We start from the raw sequence: 23,886 nt of genomic DNA on the forward strand, positions 1-23,886 counted from the left end.
TCTCCTACTTGCGGCGCAGCGACTTCGCGGCGGGTCGGTCGTTGCGGGACATGGATTCCTCGGTGCCGTACAGGCCCTCACGGCGTGCAATACGCGAGGTGCGCTGCGCGGTTACCGGGCTAGTGAACATGGCAAACAGTACCAGCAAAACGAGTATTCCTAAATCCCCGCGCTCGGCCACGCTGAAGGATTCCGCGCCCGTGATGCGGATAAACGCGCCCAGGATCGTGAGGATAAGCCCGGTGGTCTGTGGCTTGCTCACCGCGTGTACGCGCGACATCGTGTCCTTGAATCGGGCGATGCCGATGGCCGCGGCCAAGGTGAGGACGCTGCCGCCAATAATGAGGATGAGCGAGAGTACATCTGCAATAAAGGACCAGCTCATTGGCTATCCCTCTTCCTAAACCTGGTGACGGATACGGTGGAAATGAATCCCAGTAGCGCAATGACCAGCATGGCTGAGACTACGGTCGTGTTAAGCGACCAGCACATATAGGTAGCCAGCGCGCACTGGAACATCGCGGTAAAGCCATCCATGCCCACCAAGCGGTCCAGCGAATTGGGGCCGGTGACAATGCGCCAGACGGTGATGAGGAAGGAGACCACCAGCAGCGCGGCGGCCACCAACAAAATCGCGTTATAGATCTGCGGATCCATTAGGGGTGGCTCCTTTCAAAGATGTCGATGAATGAGGCCTCAAGGTGGGCCACGGCGCCGATTTCGCGCTGAATCTGGGCCTCATCGCGGGCGTCTAAGATATGGACGGTAATCATGCGATTGGCAATGTCGATATCGGTCACCGTGCCGCCTGGCTGCAGGTTATACAGCGTTACGGCCAGGGAGAGTACGAACTCATTATCCAAGCGCATGGGCAGCTCCAAGATGGCGGTCTTGGGCACCGGCTGCGGGCGCACGGCCAGCCAGCCCACCTTGAGCGAGGCGTAGAACAGCTCCCAGAACCAGCGGATCATGAACGCAACGAGCTTGCCCCAAGAGACGTCGATGCCGGTGATAGGCATGGCCGGCAGCGGCAGGGCAAAGACAATGACGAAGCCAATGATAAGCCCGGCTACCAGGTTGCCCACGGTAACCTCGCCCATGAGCATGCACCACATGACTACCAGCCAGACGATGAACCACGGGCGGAAGCGGTGGCGCAGGCCGGAAAAGCGCGTGTTAGTCATCGCTAATATCCTTCCTCTTGGCGGCGTCCGGGGACTTTACATCCGTGGAATGCGAATCGCGGCCGCCGGCTTCTGGGTCGGTGCGGGCATCTAAGCCCGGTGAGGCCGGAGGCTCCGCCTCAGGGGAGGGGTTGCGGCGATTTTCATAGGAGTCCGCGCCGCCGGTGTAGCGCTCCTTCTGGTTGAGGTGGCGGGTGGGATCATCCGCGCGGTCGCCCAGCACCGCGTACTGGTAGATGGACGTATCTTGTGCGGATTCGGCAGCGCGGGTAGTCACGCCGGACATTGGGCCGGCCAGGAAGGTAATGGACGTAGACGCGGCCACCAGCAGGGTAGTAGACGCAATCATGCCAAAGGGCACGCGGCCCACATCCTGGCGGGAGGAAAATTCCACCTCATCGGTGATATCGGAAAGCGGGGCGGGGCGCGCGAGCGCCATGTTGCCTTCCGGGGCATCGGCGCGGTCGCGCTGGAAGCCCTTGGCCCATACCAGCATCATGACGTAGAGGGTCAGCAGCGAGGTAACCACCGCACCGACGATGAGCACCCATGCCATCCAGGAACCTTCATTCGCACCGGCCTGCAACAAGATGACCTTGCCCAAGAATCCGGAGAACGGTGGGATGCCACCCAGGTTAATGGCCGGGATGAAATACAAAATTCCGATCAGCGGGGCCGAGTACATGAGCGAACCCAAGCGGCGCAGCGACGAGGTGCCGGCCTGGCGCTCAACCAGTCCGACCACAAGGAATAGCGCGGTTTGGACCAGAATGTGGTGCACGGCGTAGAAGATGGCGCCGGACAGGCCCTGGGCGGTGCCGAGGGAAACACCGAAGATCATGTAGCCAATGTGGCTAACCAGGGTAAAGGATAAAAGGCGTTTAATATCGGACTGCGCAATCGCGCCTAAGATGCCCACCAACATCGTGGCGAGGGCGACCCACATGAGCACGGTATCGAGCCCACCGGCGGTGAAGACGGTGGTGCGGGCGCGGATGATGGCGTAGACACCGACCTTGGTCAGCAGGCCGGCGAAGACGGCCGTGACTAGTGACGGCGCCGTGGGATACGAGTCTGGCAGCCAAGCGTCCAGCGGCACCACGGCCGCTTTAATACCGAAGGCGACGAGGAGTGTGGCAAAGATGGCGGTGCGGGTGCCCTCCGGGATGTCCTGCATGCGCTGGCCAATCTGGGCCATGTTCATCGTGCCCACGGAAGAATACACAAATCCCAATGCGAGCAAGAAAATCATGGATGAGGCCATGGACACCATCACGTAACCCACACCGGCGCGCACGCGACCGGCCGAGGCACCTAGGGTCAACAGCACATACGACGCCACGAGGAAGACCTCGAAGCCCACGTAGAGGTTGAAGAGGTCGCCGGCCAAGAAGGAGATATTAACGCCCATGGTCAGCAGCATGTAGGTGGGCAGGAAGACGGCCACCGGGTCGTCCTTGGTGCCATCGCGCACGCCCTGGGAAATGGCATACCAAATGACAGAAAACAGCACCACGGAGGACGTAAAGAGCATCACCGCAGACAGACGATCCGCTACAAGCGTGATGCCCACTGGGGCGTCCCAGCCACCTACCTGCAGCGTTTGGATGCCCTCAAAATCCGCAATGAGGATGAGGATGGCATTAACTACCGCGGTAATGAGCAGCGAGAAAAATACGATCTGGCGCTGCGCATTGGGCGTGCGGCAAAAGATCAAGGCGAGGGCCGCGGCCACTGCCGGGATGATAATGGGCAGCGGAATGAGGTAGCCGATGTAAGGAAAGAGGACATCGACAAGCGGCTGTACGGTCTCACTCATCGCGGGCCCCCTTTACCGGCTCCTCGAAAGATGCGGGGCCGAAATTATCGCCTTGCTTGGTGGCGCGGCCCGTAGTCGGATCATTGGACGCATCGTGGTCCGGGCCGGCGGCCGCATTGCCGGGGCGCGCGGCTTTGGCGGCAATTGCGGTATCTTCCGCGTCATCTTCAATGACATCGTCCGTGCGGTAGCGGTACTGCCGGTATGCCAAGGTGAGGATGAAAGCCGTCAACGCCATGGAAATGACGATGGCGGTAAGAATCATCGCCTGCGCCAGTGGATCCGCAATCTCGGCGCCGTAAGGCTCCGACTCGCGGCCGTCGATAGGCGGGGAACCGGCCGAACCGCCGGACTGCAGTAAGAAGAGGTTGGCGCCATTGCCCAAAAGCAACAGTCCAAGCAGCATTTTGGTCATGGCGCGGTCCAGGAGTAGGTAGACGCCCGCGGCTACGAGCACACCGGCGGCCAAGAGGAGGAAGAGGTTGGCTTCCATTTATTTCTCCTTCCCTGTGGTGGCGGTTGTGCTTGCTGTGGCGGCTTGTTTCTTTTCCTTGCGCTGGGCCCGTTGCGCCTTTTGCTTGGCGGTGCGTTGGCGTTGCTGCCGGGCCAGCGAGCGAGCGCGATCGCGGGCGCGCTGCTTACGCATATCCTCTTCCTCATCCAACTTGGCGCCCAAGGAACTCAGGATGTAGAGCGTTAGCCCCACCACGATGAGGTAGACACCTGCGTCAAAGACCAACGCTGAAGGCAGTGAAACCTTGCCAATGAGCGGAATCTCCGGCGAGGTGTACCCGCTGGTAAGCGGCGGGTGGCCAAAGAACATGGGAGCCACTGCGGCCAGGGCGGACAAGAAGAGGCCGGTGCCCATGGTGCGTCCGGCGTCGATAGGCAGGGTCTCTTCCAATTCCGCACGCCCGCCGGCCAGGTAGCGCAGGATGAGCGCCAGCGCGGCGACGAGGCCGCCGGCAAAGCCGCCACCCGGGGCGTTGTGGCCGGCGAAGAAGAAGTAGAAGGACAGCGCGACCATGGACGGGAAGAGCACGCGGGTAGAGACATCGATCATCAGTGAGCGGTTGAGCGCCTGCTCCGATTCCACCCCGGCCGCCAGCCAGCGTCGGCCGGTAACCCGCAGGGTGGGACGGCGACTTTCGCGGCCGAAGGATTGGGTGCGATAAATCAGAGAGACCACGCCTAGGGCGGCGATGATGATCACCGTGATTTCGCCAAAGGTATCCCATGCGCGCAGGTCCACCAGCAAGACGTTGACAGCATTGGCGCCGTGTCCAATCTCCTTGGCCAGATCCGGCATGAACTCGGAGATGGGCTTGGACTGGCGAGCGTTGATGGCAAACATTGCAACCACGGTGACCGTCAGGCCCGTGCCCACCGATAGCCACGCGCGCAGGCGACCCATCTTGGGGTCTTGCTTCCACTCGGTGGAGGCAGGCATGCGGCGCAGGACCAGCATGAAGATAACCATTACGATGGTCTCCGTCAGCAGCTGGGTCAGCGCAAGATCTGGTGCACCGTGGAGCGCAAAAATAAAGGCGAGCGTATAACCGGTCACGCCCACGATGATGACGGCGGACAGACGGTTATCGGTGACCGTGGCGGCTACGGCGGCCACCATGATGATGAAGGCGGCGACGATCTGCCAAGGATTTTCCGCCACAATCATGCGGATATCGGTGAGATCGCCCTTGATGATCATAGCCAGTGGCAGCAGCATCAATGTGGCAAAGATAACCGTCAAGTTCAGCTGCAGGGAGCCGCGCTGCGTGGTTGCCGTCGTGCGCAGTGAGAGCTGGCGTAAAAGAGCGATGACCGAGTCATAGGCATCATCCGCATTGCCCAGCGCAGGATAGGCGAATTGCCACTTGACCAGGACCTGGCGTTGCCAGTGCATAATAATACCGCCCACGATAATGAGCGCGGAGAGGCCGAGTGCCACGGAAAGTCCATGCCACAGGGCTAGTTCGCTATGCTCCTTCGGGGCGAAGGTGGAGTCGAGGTGCTGGTCAAAGGCCGCCGATAGGGGCTTGGGGAACACACCAAGTGCCACGGTTAGGGCAGTGAGCAGGGCAGGAGAGAGCCATAATCCCATAGTTACGGGATGCATCTTGGCGACGGCCTCTGCCGGCTCCGTTCCATTGACCTCCTTCTTGGTGGCAAAGGCACCCCACAAAAAGCGCAGCGTATAGGCCATCGTGAGGATAGAACCGAGGACATAGGCTACAAGCATCATATTGCGTGGCATGCCGGCCAAGAGCTCCTCGTGCATGGTGGCTTCCAGCACGGCCTCTTTGGCCACGAAGCCAAATAGAGGTGGGACGCCGGCCATGGAGAACCCGGAAATGATCGCAATGCCGAAGAGGAATGGTTCTTTGCGCCCCATTCCGGATAGCTTGGTGATATCCCTTGTGCCTGAGCAGTGATCTATAGCGCCGACGACCATAAAAAGCGCCGCCTTAAATAGCGAGTGTGCAAAGGTCAGCGCGAGACCAGCCTGCATGGCTTCCCGCGAGCCTACGGCCATGATGGAGGTGATAAACCCTAGCTGGGAGACGGTGCCATAAGCCAAAATCAGCTTCAGGTCGCGCTGCTTGAGCGCCATCCAGCCGCCGAGCAGCATGGTAAATACGCCTAGGGAGATAACCACCACGTGCCAGGTGGCCACCTCATACATTGAGGGCGCCAGGCGCCCGATTAGGTAGATGCCGGCCTTAACCATCGCGGCGGAGTGGAGATAAGCGGAGACTGGAGTCGGGGCCGCCATCGCTCCGGGGAGCCAAAAGTGCGCCGGTGCAATTGCAGACTTTGTCAGTGCACCCGCCAAGATGAGCACGATGGCCACCGTGACATAGGGCGTCTGCGCAAAGTTCTCATAGGCGGAAATATCACTAAAGGTCCACGCCCCAGTTTGCCGTCCGAGCAAGATAATGCCCATGAGCATGGTTAGCCCGCCCAGAGCGGTGACCATCAGCGCCTGCTGTGCCGCGCGGCGGGAGGAGGCTCGTTCCGCATAGTAGCTAACCAAGAGATAAGACAGCAGGGAGGTAATCTCCCAGAACACGTACATGAGCAGGAAATTGTCCGCGGCCACTAGACCAAACATGGCGGTGGCAAAGCCCACCATTTGCGCGGCGAACATGGCCAAGCGGCGCCGCGTGCCGTCAAAATAGCCCCAGCAATACACCAGGACAAGCGCGCCCATGCCCAGGATGATGAGGCTAAATAGTGCGCCTAGCCCGTCCAAGCGGAGGTCAAAACTGAGGTTCGCGGACGGCATCCATTCCACGGTGCGTTCGACCGCGCCGCCGTCTGTGAAGGTGCCGCGCAGGAAATGCACGAGGGTCCACACGAAGCCAGCGCCGGGGACCAGTGCCAAAATTCCAAAAGCCGGGCGACCCATTCGCATGATGAGCAGCGGTGCTACCACGGTGGCAGCGATGAGAGTACCCAGGAGTATTAGCACGTTGGTTACTGCGCTCCTTTTGGTTGTGTCACGTTCTCTTGCCCCGCTGCCGCGAATACCACGAGCATCACAACTAATGAGAGACGAGAACATTCACGAGCCGCACGCCGCTGAGTACGCCGCGGTGGCATAGTGCAAGCAACATGGCCGAGCGCGGGGCCAACTTTTGCCATTTTACCGGCTTTTCTACGGCTTTGAAAGAATTATTTTTGACGCTGTATTATATGCTGCTATTTCGGGCCGATTTAGGGCAGAAAGAAACCCCGCATCCCATTGGTTTGGGACGCGGGGAGTTGGTGGCAAGCCGCTAAGCCGAAGCCGCGGCGGCTGGGAGGGACGAGCCCTTAGGCGTAGCGCTGCAAGAAGAGCGCTTCTGCGGCAGCGATGTTCTCGATCTCGGTGGGATCGACGGACTCATTGGCCGAGTGGATGGTGCACTTTGGCTCCTCCACGCCGTAGAGAGCGATCTCCGCGTTGGGGTGAGCCTCTTGCAGCTCGGTGGTCAGCGGAATAGAACCGCCCATGCCCTGTGCGGCAGTATCCGTGCCGTATGCCTCGGTGAGGCACTCGCCCAGCAGGGCTGCAGCGGGTTTTTCCGGATCGGTGGAAAAGCCGGCATTGGCCTCGAGCACCTCGGCCTTAACGTGCGCGCCCCATGGGGTGTGGGCGCGGAGGTGCTCACAGACGGCGTCGGCAATCGCGGCGGCATCGGCACCGGCCGGAACGCGCAGGTTGAGCTGCGCGGAAGCGGTGGCGGGCACGGCGTTGACCGCTTCTGCCACCGGGGTGGAGGTAAAGCCAGTCACGGTGATGGCCGGGCGGGACCAAACCATGTTGGCCACCGGGGTGGCACCGGCTGGGTCGTCTTCACCCATAATCTTGGTGCCCTCCAGCAGCTGCGCATCGGCGCGGAAGGCCTCGGCCGGGTACTCCTGGCCGGACCACTCGGCGGTGGTATCTACGCCGTCGATAACCGTGCGGCCGTACTCATCGGAGAGGGAGTCGATGGCGCGCATCAGCGCCTTGGCGGCATCCGGTGCCGCGCCGCCAAACTGGCCGGAGTGCACGGCGGAGGCCAAGGTGTCGACCTGCACGCCGATTTGCGCGCCGCCGCGCAGGGACGTGGTCAAGGTGGGCTGGCCCACGGCGGCGTTGCCCGCATCGGCGATGAGGATGGCGTCGGCAGCAAAAAGCTCCGGACGATCCTTGATGAGCTGGGACAGGCCCTCGCCGCCGCGCTCCTCGGAGCCCTCGATGAGGTACTTCAGGTTCACCTTAGTGCCACCGTTATTGTCCACCGCGCGCAGGGCGGCTAGGTGCATGGCCACATTGCCCTTGCAGTCGGCGGCGCCGCGGCTGTACCAGCGGGTGGAGCCATCAGCGGCCTCGCGCTCGGTAAGGGTGAACGGATCGGATTCCCAAGCCTCGCGGTTGCCGGCCGGCACCACGTCATAGTGGGAGTACAGCAGTACCGTCTTGGCGCCTTCATCGCCCTTGCGCTCACCCAAGATGGCGGTGGAGCCATCGGCCGTGGTGATGGTTTCCACGCTCACTCCGGCCTCTTCCAGTGCGGACTTAACCCACTGGCTTGCGCCCTTGGTCTGGTCCTCCAGACCTTCCTCGTCGTGGACGGAGTTAAAGGCCACGAGCTCGCTGAGCTGGCGGAAAATGGTCTCGCGGTCGTTGCGAATGCTTTCATTAAGTGCAGTCATGTTCTCTACGGTACCCGCCCTCCCCAAGCTATAGAGCAACCGGAATAGGAAAACGCTGGGGTGGTGAACTAAAATTTTTTCATTCCACCCTGTGCGGAGTCTGTCCGTTCGGGCCCTATTCCGGGAAGGAACCGGCGCCAAACAGACAGAAACGGACGTGGCAGGCCGCGGTTTGCTACGCAGGGTGAAACGAGAAACTTTCATAGCCGAGAATAGAAAGGACCTGGCATGGCGAACGCATCATCCGCCGCAGGTTCCAAGGCCTCCCTGCCCGAGCTGACGCTGCGCGGCATCATTATCGGTGGCCTGATTACCCTCATCTTCACCGCCGCCAACGTGTACTTAGGCCTGAAGGTGGGCCTGACCTTTGCTACCTCCATCCCGGCCGCCGTGATTTCCATGGCGGTGCTGCGCCGGTTCAAGGGCCACAACGTTAAAGAAAACAACATCGTGCAGACCATTGCCTCTGCCGCGGGCACCTTGTCCGCCATCATCTTTGTCCTCCCGGGCCTGGTCATGGTGGGGTACTGGCAGGGCTTTGGCTTCGTGCAGACGGCCGGCGTGTGCATCATCGGCGGCGTGCTGGGCGTGATGTATTCCATCCCGCTGCGCCGCGCTTTGGTCACCGGCTCCGATCTTCCCTACCCGGAGGGCGTGGCCGCGGCCGAGGTTCTCAAGGTGGGCGATGAAAATGCGTCCGGCACCAGCCAAGAAGAAAATGCCAAGGGCCTGCGTGTCATCGTCGCGGGTGGCATTACCTCGGCCGTCATGGCGCTGCTGACCGCAATGAAGGCCGCCGCCTCCGAGGTCACCGCCTATTTCAAGCTCGGCGCCGGCGCGACCACCCTGGGTACCAGCCTGTCCACCGCGCTTATCGGCGTGGGCCACCTGGTGGGCCTGCCGGTAGGCATTGCCATGCTGGTTGGCGTGGTGATTTCCTACTTCATTTTGCTGCCCATTTTCACCACCGGCGATATTACGGGCGCCACCGCGCTTGCCGACGTCGTCGATACCACCTTCTCCGATGACATCCGCTTCATCGGCGTGGGCACCATGGCCATTGCCGCCATTTGGACCCTGCTCAAGATCGCCGCTCCCATTGCTGTGGGCATCCGCCAATCCCTGGCCTCCTCGCGTGCCCGCAAGTCTGGCTCCACCGTGGACGTCACCGAACGCGATATTCCCTTCCCCTATGTTGCCACTACCATCGTGGCGTTCATGGTGCCTATCGCGTTGCTGTTGTGGGACTTCGTGCGCGGTACCGATATTCACGACCACATGGCCGTGCTCATCACCGTCTCTGTCCTCTTTACGCTCTTGGTAGGCCTGATTATCGCCTCCGTGTGTGGCTACATGGCCGGGCTGATTGGTGCGTCTAACTCGCCAATTTCCTCCATCGGCATCATCGCCGTGCTCGCCGCCTCGCTGCTCATCGCGGCCGTCACCCGCGGTACCACTGCGGATCCTCTGTCTTTGGTGGCCTATACGCTCTTCACCGCGGCCATCGTCTTTGGCATTGCCACCATCTCCAATGACAACCTGCAGGACCTCAAGACCGGTCAGCTCGTCGGCGCTACTCCGTGGAAGCAACAGGTAGCGCTCATCATCGGCGTGGTCTTCGGCTCCCTGGTCATCCCGCCGATTCTGCAGGTCATGCTCAATGGCTTCGGCTTCCAAGGCATGGAAGGCGCCGGCGAAGACGCCTTGGCCGCCCCGCAGGCCGCCCTGATGTCCTCCGTTGCTTCCGGAATCTTCGATAACTCGCTGGATTGGAACCTCATCTTCATCGGCATGGCCATTGGCGCTGTTCTCATTATTATTGACGAGCTCCTGCGCAAGTTCACCGATAAGTACTCGCTGTCCCCGCTGGCCGCCGGCATGGGCATGTACCTACCGGCCGCCCTGACCATCGTCATCCCCATCGGTGCCATCTTGGGAACCTTCTATGACAAGTGGGCCGCGAAGCAATCCCACCCAGAGTTTGCCAAGCGTATGGGTACCCTCCTGGCCACCGGCCTCATCGTGGGTGAGTCCCTCTTTGGTGTGGTCAACGCCGGCATCATCGCCGCCGCTGGCGGCGAGAGCCCGCTGGAAATCTTTGAGGGTGGTGCCTCCGCCACCGTGGTGGGCGTGATCCTCTTTATTATTGCGCTGACGTTCATCTATCGCTGGACCAAGCGCACGGTGAAGAGCTCCTAGTTTCTGATCCATTCCTTATATAATGGCGTCCCTTCGCGGGGGCGCCATTTTTTCTTGCAGTCGCGGTAGGAGAGTGCCAGAATGGTCGTTAGCACTCGCACAGTATGAGTGCCAGATAAATCTACATCGTTGTGGTTGAGGTTGGTTCACACTCACCAGCCATGCCGTCGCGGGCGTCCGCAGCGAGAAAGACGTGAGTGTCGTCCTCAATAAACCAAGGAGCACAAACACAATGGCAAAGATTATCGCTTTTGATGAAGAGGCCCGTCGCGGCCTCGAGCGCGGCCTCAACACGCTTGCCGACGCCGTCAAGGTCACCCTCGGCCCCAAGGGCCGCAACGTCGTCCTGGAAAAGTCCTGGGGCGCCCCGACCATTACCAACGACGGTGTTTCCATCGCTCGCGAAATCGAGCTCGAGGATGCTTACGAGAAGATCGGCGCCGAGCTGGTCAAGGAAGTTGCCAAGAAGACTGACGACGTCGCAGGCGACGGCACCACCACCGCAACCGTGCTGGCACAGGCTCTGGTACGCGAGGGTCTGCGCAACGTAGCCGCAGGTTCCAACCCAATGGGCATCAAGCGCGGCATCGAGACCGCAACCAAGAAGGTTGTGGACTCCCTGCTGTCTTCCGCCAAGGAAGTAGAAACCCAGGAGCAGATTGCTACCACCGCTGGCATCTCCGCTGCTGACCCGGCTATCGGCGAGAAGATCGCTGAGGCTATGTACACCGTGGGCAACGGCTCCGTAAACAAGGACTCCGTTATCACCGTGGAAGAGTCCAATACCTTCGGCGTTGATCTCGAGGTAACCGAGGGCCTGCGCTTTGATAAGGGCTACATCTCCGGCTACTTCGCTACCGATATGGAGCGTCAGGAGGCAGTCCTGGAGGATCCGTATATCCTGCTGGTTTCCTCCAAGATCTCCAATATCAAGGACCTGGTTCCGCTGCTGGAGAAGGTCATGCAGTCCGGCAAGCCGCTGCTGATTATCGCTGAGGACGTTGAGGGCGAGGCCCTGTCTACCCTCGTTGTGAACAAGATCCGCGGCACCTTCAAGTCCGTCGCCGTTAAGGCACCGGGCTTCGGCGACCGCCGCAAGGCCACCCTGCAGGACATGGCCATCCTCACCGGTGGCCAGGTCATTTCCGAAGAGGTCGGCCTCTCCCTCGAGACCGCCGAGCTCGAGTACCTGGGTCAGGCACGCAAGGTTGTCGTCACCAAGGACGAGACCACCATCGTTCAGGGTGCTGGCTCCCAGGAGCAGATCGACGGCCGCATCAAGCAGATCCGTGCCGAGATCGAAAGCTCCGACTCTGACTACGACCGCGAGAAGCTGCAGGAGCGCCTGGCTAAGCTCTCCGGCGGCGTTGCCGTCCTCAAGGTCGGTGCCGCTACCGAGGTTGAGCTCAAGGAGCGCAAGCACCGCATCGAGGACGCAGTCCGCAACGCAAAGGCTGCCGTGGAAGAGGGCATCGTTGCCGGCGGCGGCGTAGCACTGCTGCAGGCCGCTTCCGTCCTGGACTCCCTGGATGACCTCAAGGGCGACGAGGCTACCGGCGTCAAGATCGTGCGCGAGGCACTGTCTGCACCGCTGAAGCAGATTGCACACAACGCTGGCCTGGAGCCGGGCGTGGTTGCTGACAAGGTTTCCTCCCTGCCGGCAGGCGAGGGCCTGAACGCTGCTACCGGTGAGTACGTCAACCTCATGGAGGCTGGCATCAATGACCCGGTTAAGGTCACCCGCTCCGCTCTGCAGAACGCTGCTTCCATTGCAGCTCTGTTCCTGACCACCGAGGCTGTCGTCGCTGACAAGCCTGAGCCGGCCGGTGCCAACAACGGCATGCCGGACGCTGACGCCATGGGCGGCATGGGCTTCTAAGCCCACCACGGTCCCACATTGCCTAGGAGGGGGGCTCGGATGCGGCCCTTAGCGGCCTTCTAGCCCCTTTGAGCGCCCCGCTTCTGTGCTTTAGAGCGCATGAGGCGGGGCGCTTCGGCGTGTCTGCACCACTTTGCATTGCCGATGCGATATGGGCGTGCCGCAAATTCGCGAGCCAATCGCTGAATCTGCTTGTCACTGTAGTTTTCTAATTGGTGCGAATGTTCAACTATCTGTATCTGATTCACTGTTCAGACAGGCGCACAATTCAGTGCCACGGGACTTAACACGCGAACCATGCGCCCCACTGACCCCGTATAGGGGTAATTTTCACGGGCTGAATTAGAAAAATTTTTTCGCTTGGGAAGGCTGGTTTACGGGCATAACTATCGTTCGCTACACCCCGAAGCGTTACAGTGTTAAATTTTATTTAACACAATCGACTATTTAGCAAACGAAAATCGCAGTTCAGGGCAATTGTGCCGCGAGGTGAAAATTTTCCAATACCCCCTATAGGATATAGCTCTTTTCTTATCAAATTGGGTAGATGTGAAGACACCAATGCAAAATTGACTTGCTTTAGATTGAACTTGTGCCAAAATACTTCTTGTGACGCCCACTGAGGGTGTCTGCAAACTGCAAACCCCTCCGCGGCAAATAGCTTCGGATCTATATTAGGAGTTCAAACATGGATCTCTCCACCATCCAGATGCACCTGGACAACTTCGTTAACACCTGGGAAGGCTGGCACAAGGTTGTCGAGGGTCTGTCCAACTGGGTCGGCATTGCTAATGCTTTCGACTCTTTCAAGACCTCCCTTGAGGTAGCTGACGCAGCTCTTCCGGCTCTCAGCTCCAACTAATTCAACCAGTTCTAATTTTCTAAGGAGATACTAAAATGGAGAATCTTTCCTCTACCCTGAACTTTGCTTTCGACATCTTCGGTGGCCTGTTCAATGCTGCTTACACCCTCATTGAGCCGCTGACCGAGGTTGCTGCGGGTGCTTCCAAGCTGATCGGTATGTTCGCATAAGAACATCCTTCAGCCCTGAGCATTAACGCTCGCTGAAGCAAGAAGGCCTACCGTTTCGGTAGGCCTTCTTTTTGTTTTGTTGTTCATTTGGAGGCAGGGGTAACTACAGAAATTTGGCGCGCTTGATGTCTACATTCGGGTTACACTAAATGCATGGCTGATATTAAAGACGACGACCTTCCTGAGATCGACCTGGCTAAAACTGACGGCTACGTCGTCGATGGAACCGATGAGGATGATCCTTCGCTAATCATGCCGGATGGTTCCCCGGTTCAGACTTGGCGTGAAAATTACCCCTACGATGAGCGTATGACTCGCGATGAGTACGAGTCCGTTAAGCGCGCGCTGCAGATTGAGCTGCTGAAGTGGCAGAACTGGACCAAGGAAACCGGCCAGCGCCACATCATCCTCTTTGAGGGGCGCGACGCGGCCGGCAAGGGCGGCACCATTAAGCGTTTTAACGAACACCTGAATCCGCGTGGTGCTCGCACTGTGGCTCTGGAGAAGCCGTCGCCGCGCGAATCCACCTCATGGTATTTCCAGCGCTATATCGAGCATTTCCCAGCCGGTGGCGAGATCGTCTTCTTTGACCGCTCTTGGTATAACCGTTCCGGTGTGGAGCGCGTTATGGGCTTTTGTACCGAAAGCCAGCACGCGGAGTTCCTCCGTGAGGTTCCGATGTTGGAGAACATGATTCTGGGCTCGGGTATCTCCCTGACCAAGTTGTGGTTCTCTGTTACCCGTAAGGAACAGCGCACCCGCTTCGCTATCCGCCAGATCGACCCGGTGCGCCAGTGGAAGCTATCCCCGATGGACCTGGCTTCGTTGGATAAGTGGGATGACTACACCCGTGCGAAGGAAGAGCAGTTCCGCTACACGGATACGGAAGAGTCGCCGTGGATCACCATTAAGTCCAACGACAAAAAGCGCGCCCGTATTAACGCCATGCGCTATGTGCTATCCAAGTTCGAGTACACGAACAAGGATCACGAGCTGGTGGGCGAGGTCGATGAGAACATCGTCAAGCGTGGTCGCGACCAGATTGGTGACTAGGTTGAGCTAAATTGGCCGCACATTAGGCGGGAAACTCGGTAAGTCCGGGTTTCCCGCTTTTTGTTTTCGGGGTACCAAAAGGGGGTAAATGGGGAGGAATAGTTTCGCGGGAAATTGTGGATTTTAAAGGGGTATTTCCGTGCGGTTATGTTACGGAACCGTAGGTAACATTGTCGAAAACTATTTGTGGTCTCCGTCTTAGAATACTTAGCATCACTGTTATCTCAATCTCATCTAACGCAAGGATATGACCTACAGCACCATGAGGAGACAGTGATGATGAAGAAGCACGTAACCGCCTGCCTGACGGCGACAGCAGTACTGGCGGCACCAGTTGCGGTGTCTGGCACGCTCACGGCAGGGGCAATCGCCCAGGAAGCCCCGGCGCCTGCGCCCGCGGCAGACCAGAAACCAGATGTATTGGGGCGCCCAACTGTCTCGGAAAAGCAGGTATCCGATGAGGAAGGCTACTTCGACAGTGCTCACGGCGAGGGAGTCAAGATCTACTACCGCAAGCAAAAGGTGGCCAACCCACGCGGTGCGGTGGTTCTTGCGCACGGTGTTTCTGAACACTCGGGGCGATATGATTACGTCGCCAAGCGCCTGCTGGATGCGGGCTACAACGTCTACCGTGTAGACCACCGCGGGCATGGAAAGTCCGCTGGCGGCAGCGTGCCACTGGGACACATCGATAACTTCCAGTACATCCTGGATGACTTTGACCATGTGGTGGACTTGGCCAAGGAGGAAAACCAGGGAGTAAAGACCTTCCTGCTGGGCCACTCGATGGGCGCGCTGACCGTGGAGGCCTATGGCATCCGCGAGCCGGGCAAGGTCGATGGCATCATCACCAACGGTGGCGGCGCGCCGCTGAACCTTTCAGGCAAGAATGTGGCCGGAAAGAATATCACCCCGGATGATATTTCGGAGACCCAGAAGAAGCTGGATCCCACCATCTTTGAGCGCCTGCCGCTGGCCCAACTCACCAGCTTTAATGCGCACTACGCGCAGAACCTCATTCCGCACCGCACCGAAATCGGCGCACAATCGCCGGAGTGGAGCAAGGATATCAAGCTGTCTAACCCATTCACGGATGGGGTCTCCACCAGCCAGGCGGTCAAGGACGAGTATGCCTCGAGCCCGCTTATCGCGCAGAAAACCAGCGCCGGTACCGCCCTGCAGTTGGCAGCAATCGCGAACTATGACGCCGTCAATGCGGATCTCTTCACCGCACCGACGCTCATCATGCACGGCACCAAGGACGGCATCGTGCCGCCGTACTTCTCCCAGGATTGGTACAACTCCATCTCTTCTGAAGACGTGGAGTATGTGACTTGGGAAGGCCAGAAGCACGAGGTCTTCAATGAGCCGGCTGCCGATCAAGCTCTCGATACCGTCGTGGACTGGCTCGACCGCCACGCCTAAAATGCGTGGAGCTCAAAGCGCGAACTCTTGGCAGGCATACAGTGCTTGCCAAGAGTTTACGTATATGTAACCGCCTCGTTGCCCAGGCCGGATAGAAATTGAATTATGAAAAATAAACTCTGTGCTTTCTCTTCTGTCCTGGCCCTCACAGGAATGGTGGGTGCGCCCATTGCGGCGGCCCAGTCCTCACTTCCTGGTTCCTCCTTTGGTTCTTCTTTGGGGTCATCGTTGGGCTCTTCCTGGGGGTCTTCCCAGGGCTCGTCCGAGGGTTCCTCCGCGGGGAACGATGAGCAGCCGGGGGAGGGCGCTGAGTCGCGGGTGCTGTGGCAGGAAAGCTTCGACGGGGTAGATACCCCGGCATGGTTTACCCACCGCGTGCCGGAGGGGTGGAGCGCGGACGTGCACGGCGTGGACTCGGGCGAGGCCCGCTGGAAGGGCTGGACCTTTAGCGATATGCGCCACTGGACCTGGGCATCTGGTACCGATATGCGCCACTATTTCACCCAGGCGCATGACACTTTCGCCATCATCGACAACAAGCAGCAGCGCTTGGCCGAGGGTGATTCCATGACCGCGGGATTAAAGAGCCCGGCCATCCCGGTGGCGGGGCAGGAGCGGGTGAATGTGGAATTCGACCACCATTACCGCCAAGGCAAGGACGGGCAAAATGCCACGGTGACGGTCTCCTTCGATGGTGGGGAGGCCCAGGAAATCGCCGCCTTTGATAAGGACGTATTCTCCAAGCACGAGTCCATTGGTGTGGACGTGCCGGCCGGCGCGAAGAATATGCAGATCCGCTTCAGCTACAACAACGGCAATGATGACTGGTGGTGGGCGGTGGACAACGTGGGCGTCGTCAAGCCGCTCGGTGAGCTTCAAGGCTCGCCGCAAGCTACCGTGGACGTGCTTTCCGACGTCCAGGGCGACCCCCAAGACTACAAAGACGCGATCCGCCAGTTGAACGGTATGGAGGATAAGGCCGGGGCGCTGGTGCTCAACGGCGACCTCGTGGACGATGGCTCGCAGCAGCAGTGGGATGATTTCTTGGCCGCGCACAGCGAGGTGCCACACGATTCGGGCAAGGAATTGTGGACCATCGGCAACCACGAAATGTATGGCAAGGAAGGCTCTAAGACCTACCTTGATCGCTTCCTGAAGTACTCCGGCCAAGACAAGCCGTGGAAGGAAGAGGTGGTGGACGGGGTGCCCCTGATTTCGGTGAATACCGAGTTCTATTCCGATATTCTGCGCCACGGCAAGGAGCCGTTCCAGCGCCTTAGCAAGGAGCAGCTCGACTGGCTAGATGAGCGCCTAGCGTATTGGGATGCTAAGGGCACACCGGCACTGGTCTTTAGCCATCCGTTGCTGCCGCAGACGGTTTCGATGTCTCATTCGGCGTGGTACCAGAATGACTTTGAGGACCTCGAGGCGCTTTCCAATGTGGTCAACAAGTACAACAACATCGTGTGGTTTAGCAGCCACAGCCACTCCTCGCTGCACCAAAATAACTGGTGGGGAACCCGCCGCTACGACGGCACCGGCGAGGCCGGCCGCACCGGTTTCCCGGTGGTCAACACCGGCGCCATCCTCAATGAGTACCTGCCGGATGGCGATAATGACGAGACAATCGTCAAAGAAAAGGAAGAGGCCTCCACCGGACTGCGGGTCAAGGTCTTTGCAGACCGCGTCCGGGTGGAGGCCTGGGACTTCAAGTCCGGCGAGATGATTAAATACCAGGACTTCGCGCGGTAGGGCGCAGGTTACTGCCGGTGGCCTATCGCTTCCACGGCTCGATGGGGTTGCCCTGCCATACGGCGTTGGTGGGCACGCGGTCACCGCGCATGACCAGCGAGCCGGGGCCTACGGTGGAGGCCGTGCCGATGAGCGAGGCCGGCAGCGCCACCGAGTGGGCGGCCAGCGTGGAGCCGTCCTGGATGGTGACGGTGTCTAGGCTCATCACGCGGTCCTGGAAGAGGTGGGTCTGCACCACGGTGCCAGGGCCCACGGTGGCGGCCTCACCGACGCGGATGAGGTCCGTTTCCGGGAACCAGTAGGAATCGATCCACGCACCACGGCCGATTTCCACGCCGAGGGCGCGCAGCCCCAGGTTTATCTCGCCGGAGCCGTAGGTGTGCTGGAAGAACCACGGCGCGGCGACGACCTCCACGAAGGTATCCTGCAGCTCGTTGAGCCAGACAAAAGCGGACCACAATGGGTGGTCGGCCGCGCGGTGCTTGCCCACACAGATCCACTTCACCGCGACGGTGACGGCCATGGCCACCGCACCCATGCCCATGAGTACGAGGCCGGAAAGGAGCCAGGTGAGGGGGAAGCCGAGGGCGTCGAGAAGCGAGTCGTAGACGCTGAGGGTTGCCGCGAGCAGCATGGCAGAAAACATCGGTGCCAAAAGGCGCATGGTTTCCACCACGCCGCGGGCAGCCTTGACGGCAAAGCCCGGGTTATAGGTCAGCGCCTCGCCCGAGTTGGCGGGGGAGTCCACCTCTACGGTCACGCGGCGCATACGCTCTGGCGGCGCACCCCACCAGTTGGCGCCGGCCTTTGTCTTCTTCGGGGTAGAAGAAAGCACGGCAACCAGCGAGTTCTTCGAGAGCTTGCGGCCGGGTGCGGTAATGCCGGAGTTGCCCACGAAGGAGCGCTTGCCCACCTTGGTCTCGCCGGTGCGCATCCAGCCGCCGCCGAGCTCGTAGCCGCCGATCATGGTGTCATCGGCAAGGAAGGCACCTTCTTTGACCTCGGTGAGCTTGGGGATCATGACCGCGGTGGAGATTTCCACGTTGGCGCCAATCTCTGCGCCGAGCGAGCGCAGCCATGCTGGGGTCAGCTGCGAGGCATAGAGCGGGAAGAGCTTGGTGCGGGCCTCATCCATGAGGCGCTCGATGGCCCACAGGCGCCAGCCCTTGGCCGAGCGCACGGGTGCTACGCCCGGGCTAATGCCCAGCGAGAGGATGCGCACGCCCAGCCAAGTCTGCAGCATATAGGTGGCAAAGGCCGCCAGCGCGCCGACGGGCGCGAAGAAGACCGCACCGACGAAGCTATCGCCGCCCGTGGAATGCACGAGGGCCAAGACGATGGCCGCGCCTACCGCCAGCGCTACAACCGGCTGGATGGCCAGCAGGACGGAGGTGGCGTCATAAATAGCCACCCACCACGGCCGGCGCTTCGGCGTATGGGACGGGAAGCGGTGCTTGGAGCGACCCACCTTCTGGGCAGGCGAGCCGGACCAGCGCTGGCCGTCCTTGATCTTCTTGCGGCCGGTAACGGTGGAACCGGCTTCCACGTGGGCATACTTGCCCACCACGGTGCCAGGCAGCAGCGTGGAGCGTGCGCCCACGCGAGCGCCTTCCTTGACGTCGATGGCACCCACATGCAGGATATCGCCGTCCAGCCAATAACCGGAGAGGTCCACTTCGGGCTCGATGGCGGCGTGCTTGCCCAAAGTGAGCAGGCCGGTCACCGGCGGCAGGGAGTGCAGGTCCACGCCGCGCTTGACCTTGACGCCAAGTGCGCGGGCGTAGTTATTTACGCGCGTAGCACCGGCCAGCGAGCTCGCGCCGGAGGTATTAGCCCAGCGCTCGGCCGCCCAGATGCGCAGGTGCGTCGAACCGCCGCGCGGGTAATCGCCCGGCTTAATGCCGGCCGTAATAAGACGCGCGCCGTAGCCGCCAATGGGGATGCGGCCAACTGGGGTGACAAAGACGATGAGCATGGCAATGACCAGCCACCACGGATAGGCCGCGGCCCACTCAAAGCCCAGCGATGCCGCCACGGTGGAACCCAGCATGAGCCAGGCCAGCCAGCTGGAGGCGGCCAGCGTCATGACGGGGATCTGAATCAGTGTCTGGGCGAGGCGGGTGCCGAAGCTGACCTTGGTGACCTCGCGCATGGGGACATCGGCAGCCGCGGGGCGCGGTTCGGCGCCGGCGATGAGCTCGGCCAGCGAGCCCAAGCGCGGGTGATCGTAGAGGTCGCGCACGGCCACGGTGGGGTAGCGCTCCCTGATATGGCCCACGAGGGTCGCGGCCGCCAGCGAGGTGCCACCGAGCGAGAAAAAGTCGGCGTTTTCGTCTTCCACGGACACGCCGAGGGTTTCTACCCACAGCTCCGCGAGCCACTTCTCGGTCTCGGTCAGCGTGGTCGATTCCACGCCCACTCCCGGCAGCGGCCACGGTAGGGCTTTCTTATCTACCTTGCCGGAGGTACGCACCGGCAGCTCCTCCATCACGCAGATGCGCGGGACGAGTGCGGCCGGCATGGTTTCGGCCAGGCGGGCGTGCGCGGCCTCGTGATCGAAGCCCTTGGCCTCATCCTCGAGGGAGACATAGCCCACTAGGACGGACTCGCCGCCCGGGGTCTTTTGCACGGCCACGGCCGAGTTATAGACATTATCCAAGGCCGCAACATTGGCTTCGACCTCGCCGAGCTCGATGCGGCGCCCGCCAATTTTCACCTGGTCATCCACGCGGCCGACGAAGTACAGCCCGTCCTCCTCCAGGCGCACGTGGTCACCGGTGCGATACGCACGCTGCCAGCCCATCGACTCCAGCGGGGCGTACTTCTCCGCGTCCTTAGCCGGATCCAGGTAGGACGCCAGTCCCACGCCGCCGATCACCAGCTCGCCGACGCCGCCTAATTCCACAGGCATGCCCTGCTTGTCGACGACCACCAGGTCCCACCCATTCAACGGCAAGCCAATGGACACCGGCCGGCCTGGCAGCATCTGCTGCGCACAGGCGACGACGGTGGCCTCGGTGGGGCCGTAGGTATTCCACATCTCGCGGTCCTCGGTGGCCAGGCGGTCCACCAACTCCTGCGAGCAGGCCTCGCCGCCGACGATGAGCAGGCGGATATTATCCAGCGCCTCAGCCGGCCACAGGCCCGCCAAGGTAGGCACGGTAGACACGACGGTGATATCGCGGCGGATGAGCCACGGGCCCAAGTCCATGCCGGAGCGCACCAGAGATCGCGGCGCCGGGACCAAGCAGCCACCGTGGCCCCAGGCCAGCCACATTTCCTCACAGGAGGCATCGAAGGCGACGGACAGCCCGGCGAGCACACGATCCTCCGGGCCGAGCGGCCCGTGCGGGTGATTGACCAAAAAGAGGCTGGCCTCGGCATCCACGAAAGCAGCCGCGGAGCGGTGGCTTACGGCCACGCCCTTCGGCTTGCCGGTAGAACCGGAGGTGAAAATAATCCACGCGGTGTCTTCTGGGCGCGGGGCATTGGGGTTCTCGGTCGGCTCCTCGGCGGACCTGACGGGGGCGTCCGGGCGCGCGGAATCGCGCAGGAAGCGGAAGCCTTCATCAGTAAAGACGCCATCGATATCGGCCTCGCCGAAGACCATCTCGGCGCGCTCGTCTGGGTCATCGGCGTCGACAGGCACGTAGGCCGCGCCCGCCGCCAGGGTCGCCAAAATGGCGAGGTAGAGCTCGCGCTTGCCGGAGGTCATCCGAATGCCGATGCGATCGCCCCGGCGCACGCCATTGGCGTGCAGCTCGGTGGCCCACAGCTCGACCTCGTGGATGAGCTCGGAGTAGGTGATGATTTCGCCGTCGTCCAGCGCGGCGGCGTCTGGGTGCATCTCCGCGGTAGTGGTGATGATGTCCCACAGCGTGCGGGGCCGCGGCGCCGCGCTACCTAGAAGGTACTGCTGCGGGACGAGCGATTCGGGGCCCGCCATTTATGCCTCGTCCTCGTCCGCGGCAATGATGGACTTGGCCAACTTTCGCAGGTGCTTGAGCTGCTTATTGGTGGACTCATCCAAGGCCTCGTCCTCGGCAGTGGCAACAAGCTCCGCCAGGTCCTTGTGGACCTTCGCGCCCTTCTTGGTGGACGCGACAATCTGGCGGCGGCGATCCTTCGGATCGCGCTCGCGCTTGGCCCAGCCGCGGTCCTCGAGGGCGTCGATAAGACGCACCATGTCAGAAGCATCAATGGCCAGGGTCTCGGAGAGGTAGGACTGCGACGCGGCATCCGCGTCTACCAGGCAGGTAAGGACCCAGTACTCGCGCAGCGTCGTCTGCTTGGTTTGCAGGGCGGCCTCGACGCCATCGCGGGTGCGGCGGCGGAGGCGCTCCAGCTGGAACGACGGGGATTCGAGCAGGGCAGTTGGGATTACAGAATTATTCGTGGAAGCCATACCATCATAATAATCCCAAAAGATTGGTTAAGGCCAATTAATCCGTTTCGATGGGAAGCCCGGCAGCCTTCCACTTATCCGTGCCGCCATCGACGTTAATGGTGTCCCAGCCCAGCGCATGCTCCAGATACTGGCAGACCTGCATGCTGCGGCCGCCTGCGTGGCAGATGACGTAGATGTCCTTGTCTGGATCGATTTCCTGGATGCGACCCGTAATCTCACTCATCGGGATATGGGTTGCGCCCTTCGCGCGCTCCACCGCCCACTCATCATTCTCGCGGACATCAATGAGCTGAGCGCCTTCTGGTACTTCGGTTGGTTGAACGTTTTTCATGCCCCATACCCTAGTCACGCATAGGTCCTTATGCTGCTCCGCGTGCCCCAGTGCTAGCGCTGGAACCGCCAGTAGTGGTGCCACTGCCACGGTGGCTGTACAAGGTCGCCTTTTCCGTGGACTATCGCGAGGACTTGGCCAACGGCCATGTCGAGGTGGTGCTCGAGTGTGGCGGCGGTGAAGTGGAGGGGTTTGTAGCCTCTGTGGACGGCGTCGTTAAGCTTTTGGCGGTCAATTTCGAACCGCTGCCGGTTCTCGCCCTGGTGGTAGGCGTAGCCGTCGACCTCGATGGCCAGCTTGTGCTCCTCCAAGAGTAAATCCCAGCGGTAAGGGCCAATGTATCTGTTGTTGTGCACGGTGACATGGGGCCGAAGCGCGCGGGTGAGGTTGCGCTCGGGGACGCTATCAGCGCCGAGGATGGTGTTTTCCAGCACGCGCCGGGTGTGCTGCGGGAAGCGCTGAAAATCAAGCATGTGGCCCTCCATCTGGGAAGCGCCGTACTGGCCGGCAAAGCAGGCCTCGAGGAAGGCGACGGCGTCTTCCTCCGCCATGATTTCTGTGGCCTGCAGCGGATTGCACACGTTAATGCCATTGAGCTGGCCAAGCGCCTTCGGCCGGGCGCGGCGGCTGCGGAAGTACGGGCTGGAGGCCATCATTCCCGCGCGCAGGAAATGGAGTGGGAAACTTAAAGCGTGGCCGAGGTAGTGGTGGGCACACGAGTAGCCGTCGAGCGCCGAATCGGGCCAGCGATGGGAGACGATTTCCGCGAGTTCGCGCGGCGAGGGCTTTCCTTCGGTATAGAGGCCGTGGCAGATTTTCACGGCTTGGTTGTTGATAGCGCGGTGCGCGGCCCTGCGCGTGGTGAAGATTCTCATGCGCCCACCCCTAGGCGTTCATTTCGATCAATTAGGTCCCCCGAGGCCGGTGGTTTCGGCCTGCTATGTGATCGAATTGTACTGCGGGGACGGGATGGTGTCGCGGGGAGGGGCTTGCGGATGCGAAGAAGGGCGAAAAAGGGGCGTTTCGATCAAATACGGTCTTGAAAACCGCCGCTTTCGCGGTGCTATTTGATCGAAACGCCCGGGAGGGGGCCGAAGGGGCCCGCGCTCAGAAGCGCTTACTTGAAGCGAGCCTTAGCCTCGTCGAGGATCTTCTCTGCCTCGGCCTTGTCGCCCCAGCCGGAGCCGGTAACTTCCTTGTTCGGCTCCAGGTCCTTGTAGTGGACGAAGAAGTGCTCGATTTCGTCCTTGATGTGCTGCTCCACATCGTTGATGTCCTGGTAGCGCTCCCAGCGCGGGTCATCGATGACGGCGAGCAGCTTGTCGTCGCCGCCGGCCTCGTCGGTCATCTTGAAGACGCCGACGATGCGGGCCTCAACAACAACGCCCGGGAAGACTGGCTCCGGCAGGATGACCAGTGCGTCGAGCGGGTCGCCGTCCTCGCCCAGGGTGTGGTCGATGAAGCCGTAGTCAGCCGGGTAAGCCATCGGGGTGAACAGGTAACGGTCGAGGTAGACCTTGCCGGACTCGTGGTCAACCTCGTACTTGTTGCGGGAGCCCTTCGGGATTTCAATGGTTACTTCAACGCTCACAGCGATGTCCTCCATGGGGGATTGGG

At 60.9% G+C, this 23,886-nt stretch carries 20 protein-coding genes; 8 read left to right on the top strand and 12 right to left on the bottom strand.

Annotated features, from left to right (window positions below; genetic code table 11):
- Nucleotides 1-4 precede the first annotated feature (4 nt).
- Genes CORTU0001_RS10625 through CORTU0001_RS10650 form a run of 6 tightly spaced genes read right to left on the bottom strand, consistent with a single transcriptional unit; the run spans nucleotide 5 to nucleotide 6,478 of the window.
- On the bottom strand, nucleotides 5-385 hold the full coding sequence (locus CORTU0001_RS10625; RefSeq protein ID WP_005329867.1) for a monovalent cation/H(+) antiporter subunit G: 381 nt from the start codon (nucleotides 383-385) through the stop codon (nucleotides 5-7).
- Nucleotides 382-657, bottom strand: a complete 276-nt coding sequence (locus CORTU0001_RS10630) for a monovalent cation/H+ antiporter complex subunit F (RefSeq protein WP_005325614.1) — start codon at nucleotides 655-657, stop codon at nucleotides 382-384. Before CORTU0001_RS10630 ends, CORTU0001_RS10625 begins: the two co-directional genes overlap by 4 nt.
- Nucleotides 657-1,184, bottom strand: a complete 528-nt coding sequence (locus CORTU0001_RS10635; RefSeq protein ID WP_005329869.1) for a Na+/H+ antiporter subunit E — start codon at nucleotides 1,182-1,184, stop codon at nucleotides 657-659. Before CORTU0001_RS10635 ends, CORTU0001_RS10630 begins: the two co-directional genes overlap by 1 nt.
- Nucleotides 1,177-3,003, bottom strand: a complete 1,827-nt coding sequence (locus tag CORTU0001_RS10640; protein WP_005329870.1) for a Na+/H+ antiporter subunit D — start codon at nucleotides 3,001-3,003, stop codon at nucleotides 1,177-1,179. The genes CORTU0001_RS10635 and CORTU0001_RS10640 overlap by 8 nt, the downstream gene beginning before the upstream one ends.
- Complete coding sequence (locus CORTU0001_RS10645) at nucleotides 2,996-3,496, bottom strand: Na(+)/H(+) antiporter subunit C (RefSeq protein ID WP_005329872.1); 501 nt, start codon at nucleotides 3,494-3,496, stop codon at nucleotides 2,996-2,998. The genes CORTU0001_RS10640 and CORTU0001_RS10645 overlap by 8 nt, the downstream gene beginning before the upstream one ends.
- On the bottom strand, nucleotides 3,497-6,478 hold the full coding sequence (locus tag CORTU0001_RS10650; RefSeq protein ID WP_005329874.1) for a Na+/H+ antiporter subunit A: 2,982 nt from the start codon (nucleotides 6,476-6,478) through the stop codon (nucleotides 3,497-3,499). It abuts the gene before it with no gap.
- A gap of 143 nt (nucleotides 6,479-6,621) precedes the next feature.
- Between CORTU0001_RS10650 and CORTU0001_RS11755 the strand changes: the two genes are divergently transcribed.
- Nucleotides 6,622-6,789, top strand: a complete 168-nt coding sequence (locus tag CORTU0001_RS11755) for a hypothetical protein (protein ID WP_157749126.1) — start codon at nucleotides 6,622-6,624, stop codon at nucleotides 6,787-6,789.
- 33 nt (nucleotides 6,790-6,822) lie between these two features.
- Here CORTU0001_RS11755 and CORTU0001_RS10655 read toward each other — a convergent pair whose 3' ends face one another.
- On the bottom strand, nucleotides 6,823-8,190 hold the full coding sequence (locus CORTU0001_RS10655; protein ID WP_005329875.1) for a dipeptidase: 1,368 nt from the start codon (nucleotides 8,188-8,190) through the stop codon (nucleotides 6,823-6,825).
- Between the two features lie 228 nt (nucleotides 8,191-8,418).
- Here CORTU0001_RS10655 and CORTU0001_RS10660 point away from each other — a divergent pair, with 228 nt between their 5' ends.
- From CORTU0001_RS10660 to CORTU0001_RS10680, 7 genes are all read left to right on the top strand, one after another.
- Nucleotides 8,419-10,389, top strand: coding sequence for an OPT family oligopeptide transporter (locus tag CORTU0001_RS10660; RefSeq protein ID WP_005329877.1), 1,971 nt, complete (start codon nucleotides 8,419-8,421; stop codon nucleotides 10,387-10,389).
- 232 nt (nucleotides 10,390-10,621) lie between these two features.
- Nucleotides 10,622-12,268 carry a chaperonin GroEL gene (groL, locus tag CORTU0001_RS10665; protein WP_005325634.1) on the top strand — a complete coding sequence of 549 codons (1,647 nt, stop codon included), beginning with the start codon at nucleotides 10,622-10,624 and terminating at the stop codon, nucleotides 12,266-12,268.
- A gap of 688 nt (nucleotides 12,269-12,956) precedes the next feature.
- The gene (locus tag CORTU0001_RS11760) at nucleotides 12,957-13,130 is read left to right on the top strand and encodes a hypothetical protein (protein ID WP_005329879.1); all 174 of its coding nucleotides are present in this window, start codon (nucleotides 12,957-12,959) and stop codon (nucleotides 13,128-13,130) included.
- A gap of 35 nt (nucleotides 13,131-13,165) precedes the next feature.
- Nucleotides 13,166-13,300, top strand: coding sequence for a hypothetical protein (locus CORTU0001_RS12025; RefSeq protein ID WP_005329882.1), 135 nt, complete (start codon nucleotides 13,166-13,168; stop codon nucleotides 13,298-13,300).
- Between the two features lie 153 nt (nucleotides 13,301-13,453).
- Complete coding sequence (gene ppk2, locus CORTU0001_RS10670; protein ID WP_005329883.1) at nucleotides 13,454-14,353, top strand: polyphosphate kinase 2; 900 nt, start codon at nucleotides 13,454-13,456, stop codon at nucleotides 14,351-14,353.
- A gap of 276 nt (nucleotides 14,354-14,629) precedes the next feature.
- Nucleotides 14,630-15,778 carry an alpha/beta hydrolase gene (locus tag CORTU0001_RS10675; RefSeq protein WP_005329885.1) on the top strand — a complete coding sequence of 383 codons (1,149 nt, stop codon included), beginning with the start codon at nucleotides 14,630-14,632 and terminating at the stop codon, nucleotides 15,776-15,778.
- Between the two features lie 105 nt (nucleotides 15,779-15,883).
- The gene (locus tag CORTU0001_RS10680) at nucleotides 15,884-17,530 is read left to right on the top strand and encodes a metallophosphoesterase family protein (protein ID WP_005329888.1); all 1,647 of its coding nucleotides are present in this window, start codon (nucleotides 15,884-15,886) and stop codon (nucleotides 17,528-17,530) included.
- 22 nt (nucleotides 17,531-17,552) lie between these two features.
- Here the strand turns inward: CORTU0001_RS10680 and CORTU0001_RS10685 are convergent, their stop codons facing one another.
- From CORTU0001_RS10685 to CORTU0001_RS10705, 5 genes are all read right to left on the bottom strand, one after another.
- Nucleotides 17,553-21,476 (bottom strand): Pls/PosA family non-ribosomal peptide synthetase, encoded by a 3,924-nt coding sequence (locus CORTU0001_RS10685; protein WP_005329890.1) that lies wholly within the window; start codon nucleotides 21,474-21,476, stop codon nucleotides 17,553-17,555.
- Nucleotides 21,477-21,935: a MarR family winged helix-turn-helix transcriptional regulator gene (locus tag CORTU0001_RS10690; RefSeq protein ID WP_005325642.1), complete on the bottom strand. Its 459-nt coding sequence runs from the start codon at nucleotides 21,933-21,935 to the stop codon at nucleotides 21,477-21,479. It abuts the gene before it with no gap.
- 37 nt (nucleotides 21,936-21,972) lie between these two features.
- Nucleotides 21,973-22,269, bottom strand: coding sequence for a rhodanese-like domain-containing protein (locus CORTU0001_RS10695; RefSeq protein WP_005325643.1), 297 nt, complete (start codon nucleotides 22,267-22,269; stop codon nucleotides 21,973-21,975).
- A 53-nt stretch (nucleotides 22,270-22,322) separates the two neighbouring features.
- Nucleotides 22,323-23,144 carry an endonuclease domain-containing protein gene (locus tag CORTU0001_RS10700; protein WP_005329893.1) on the bottom strand — a complete coding sequence of 274 codons (822 nt, stop codon included), beginning with the start codon at nucleotides 23,142-23,144 and terminating at the stop codon, nucleotides 22,323-22,325.
- 242 nt (nucleotides 23,145-23,386) lie between these two features.
- Nucleotides 23,387-23,875: an inorganic diphosphatase gene (locus CORTU0001_RS10705; protein WP_218840696.1), complete on the bottom strand. Its 489-nt coding sequence runs from the start codon at nucleotides 23,873-23,875 to the stop codon at nucleotides 23,387-23,389.
- Nucleotides 23,876-23,886: the final 11 nt, after the last annotated feature.

Origin of the sequence: Corynebacterium tuberculostearicum SK141 (assembly GCF_000175635.1) — a bacterium.
Lineage (GTDB): Bacteria > Actinomycetota > Actinomycetes > Mycobacteriales > Mycobacteriaceae > Corynebacterium > Corynebacterium tuberculostearicum_C.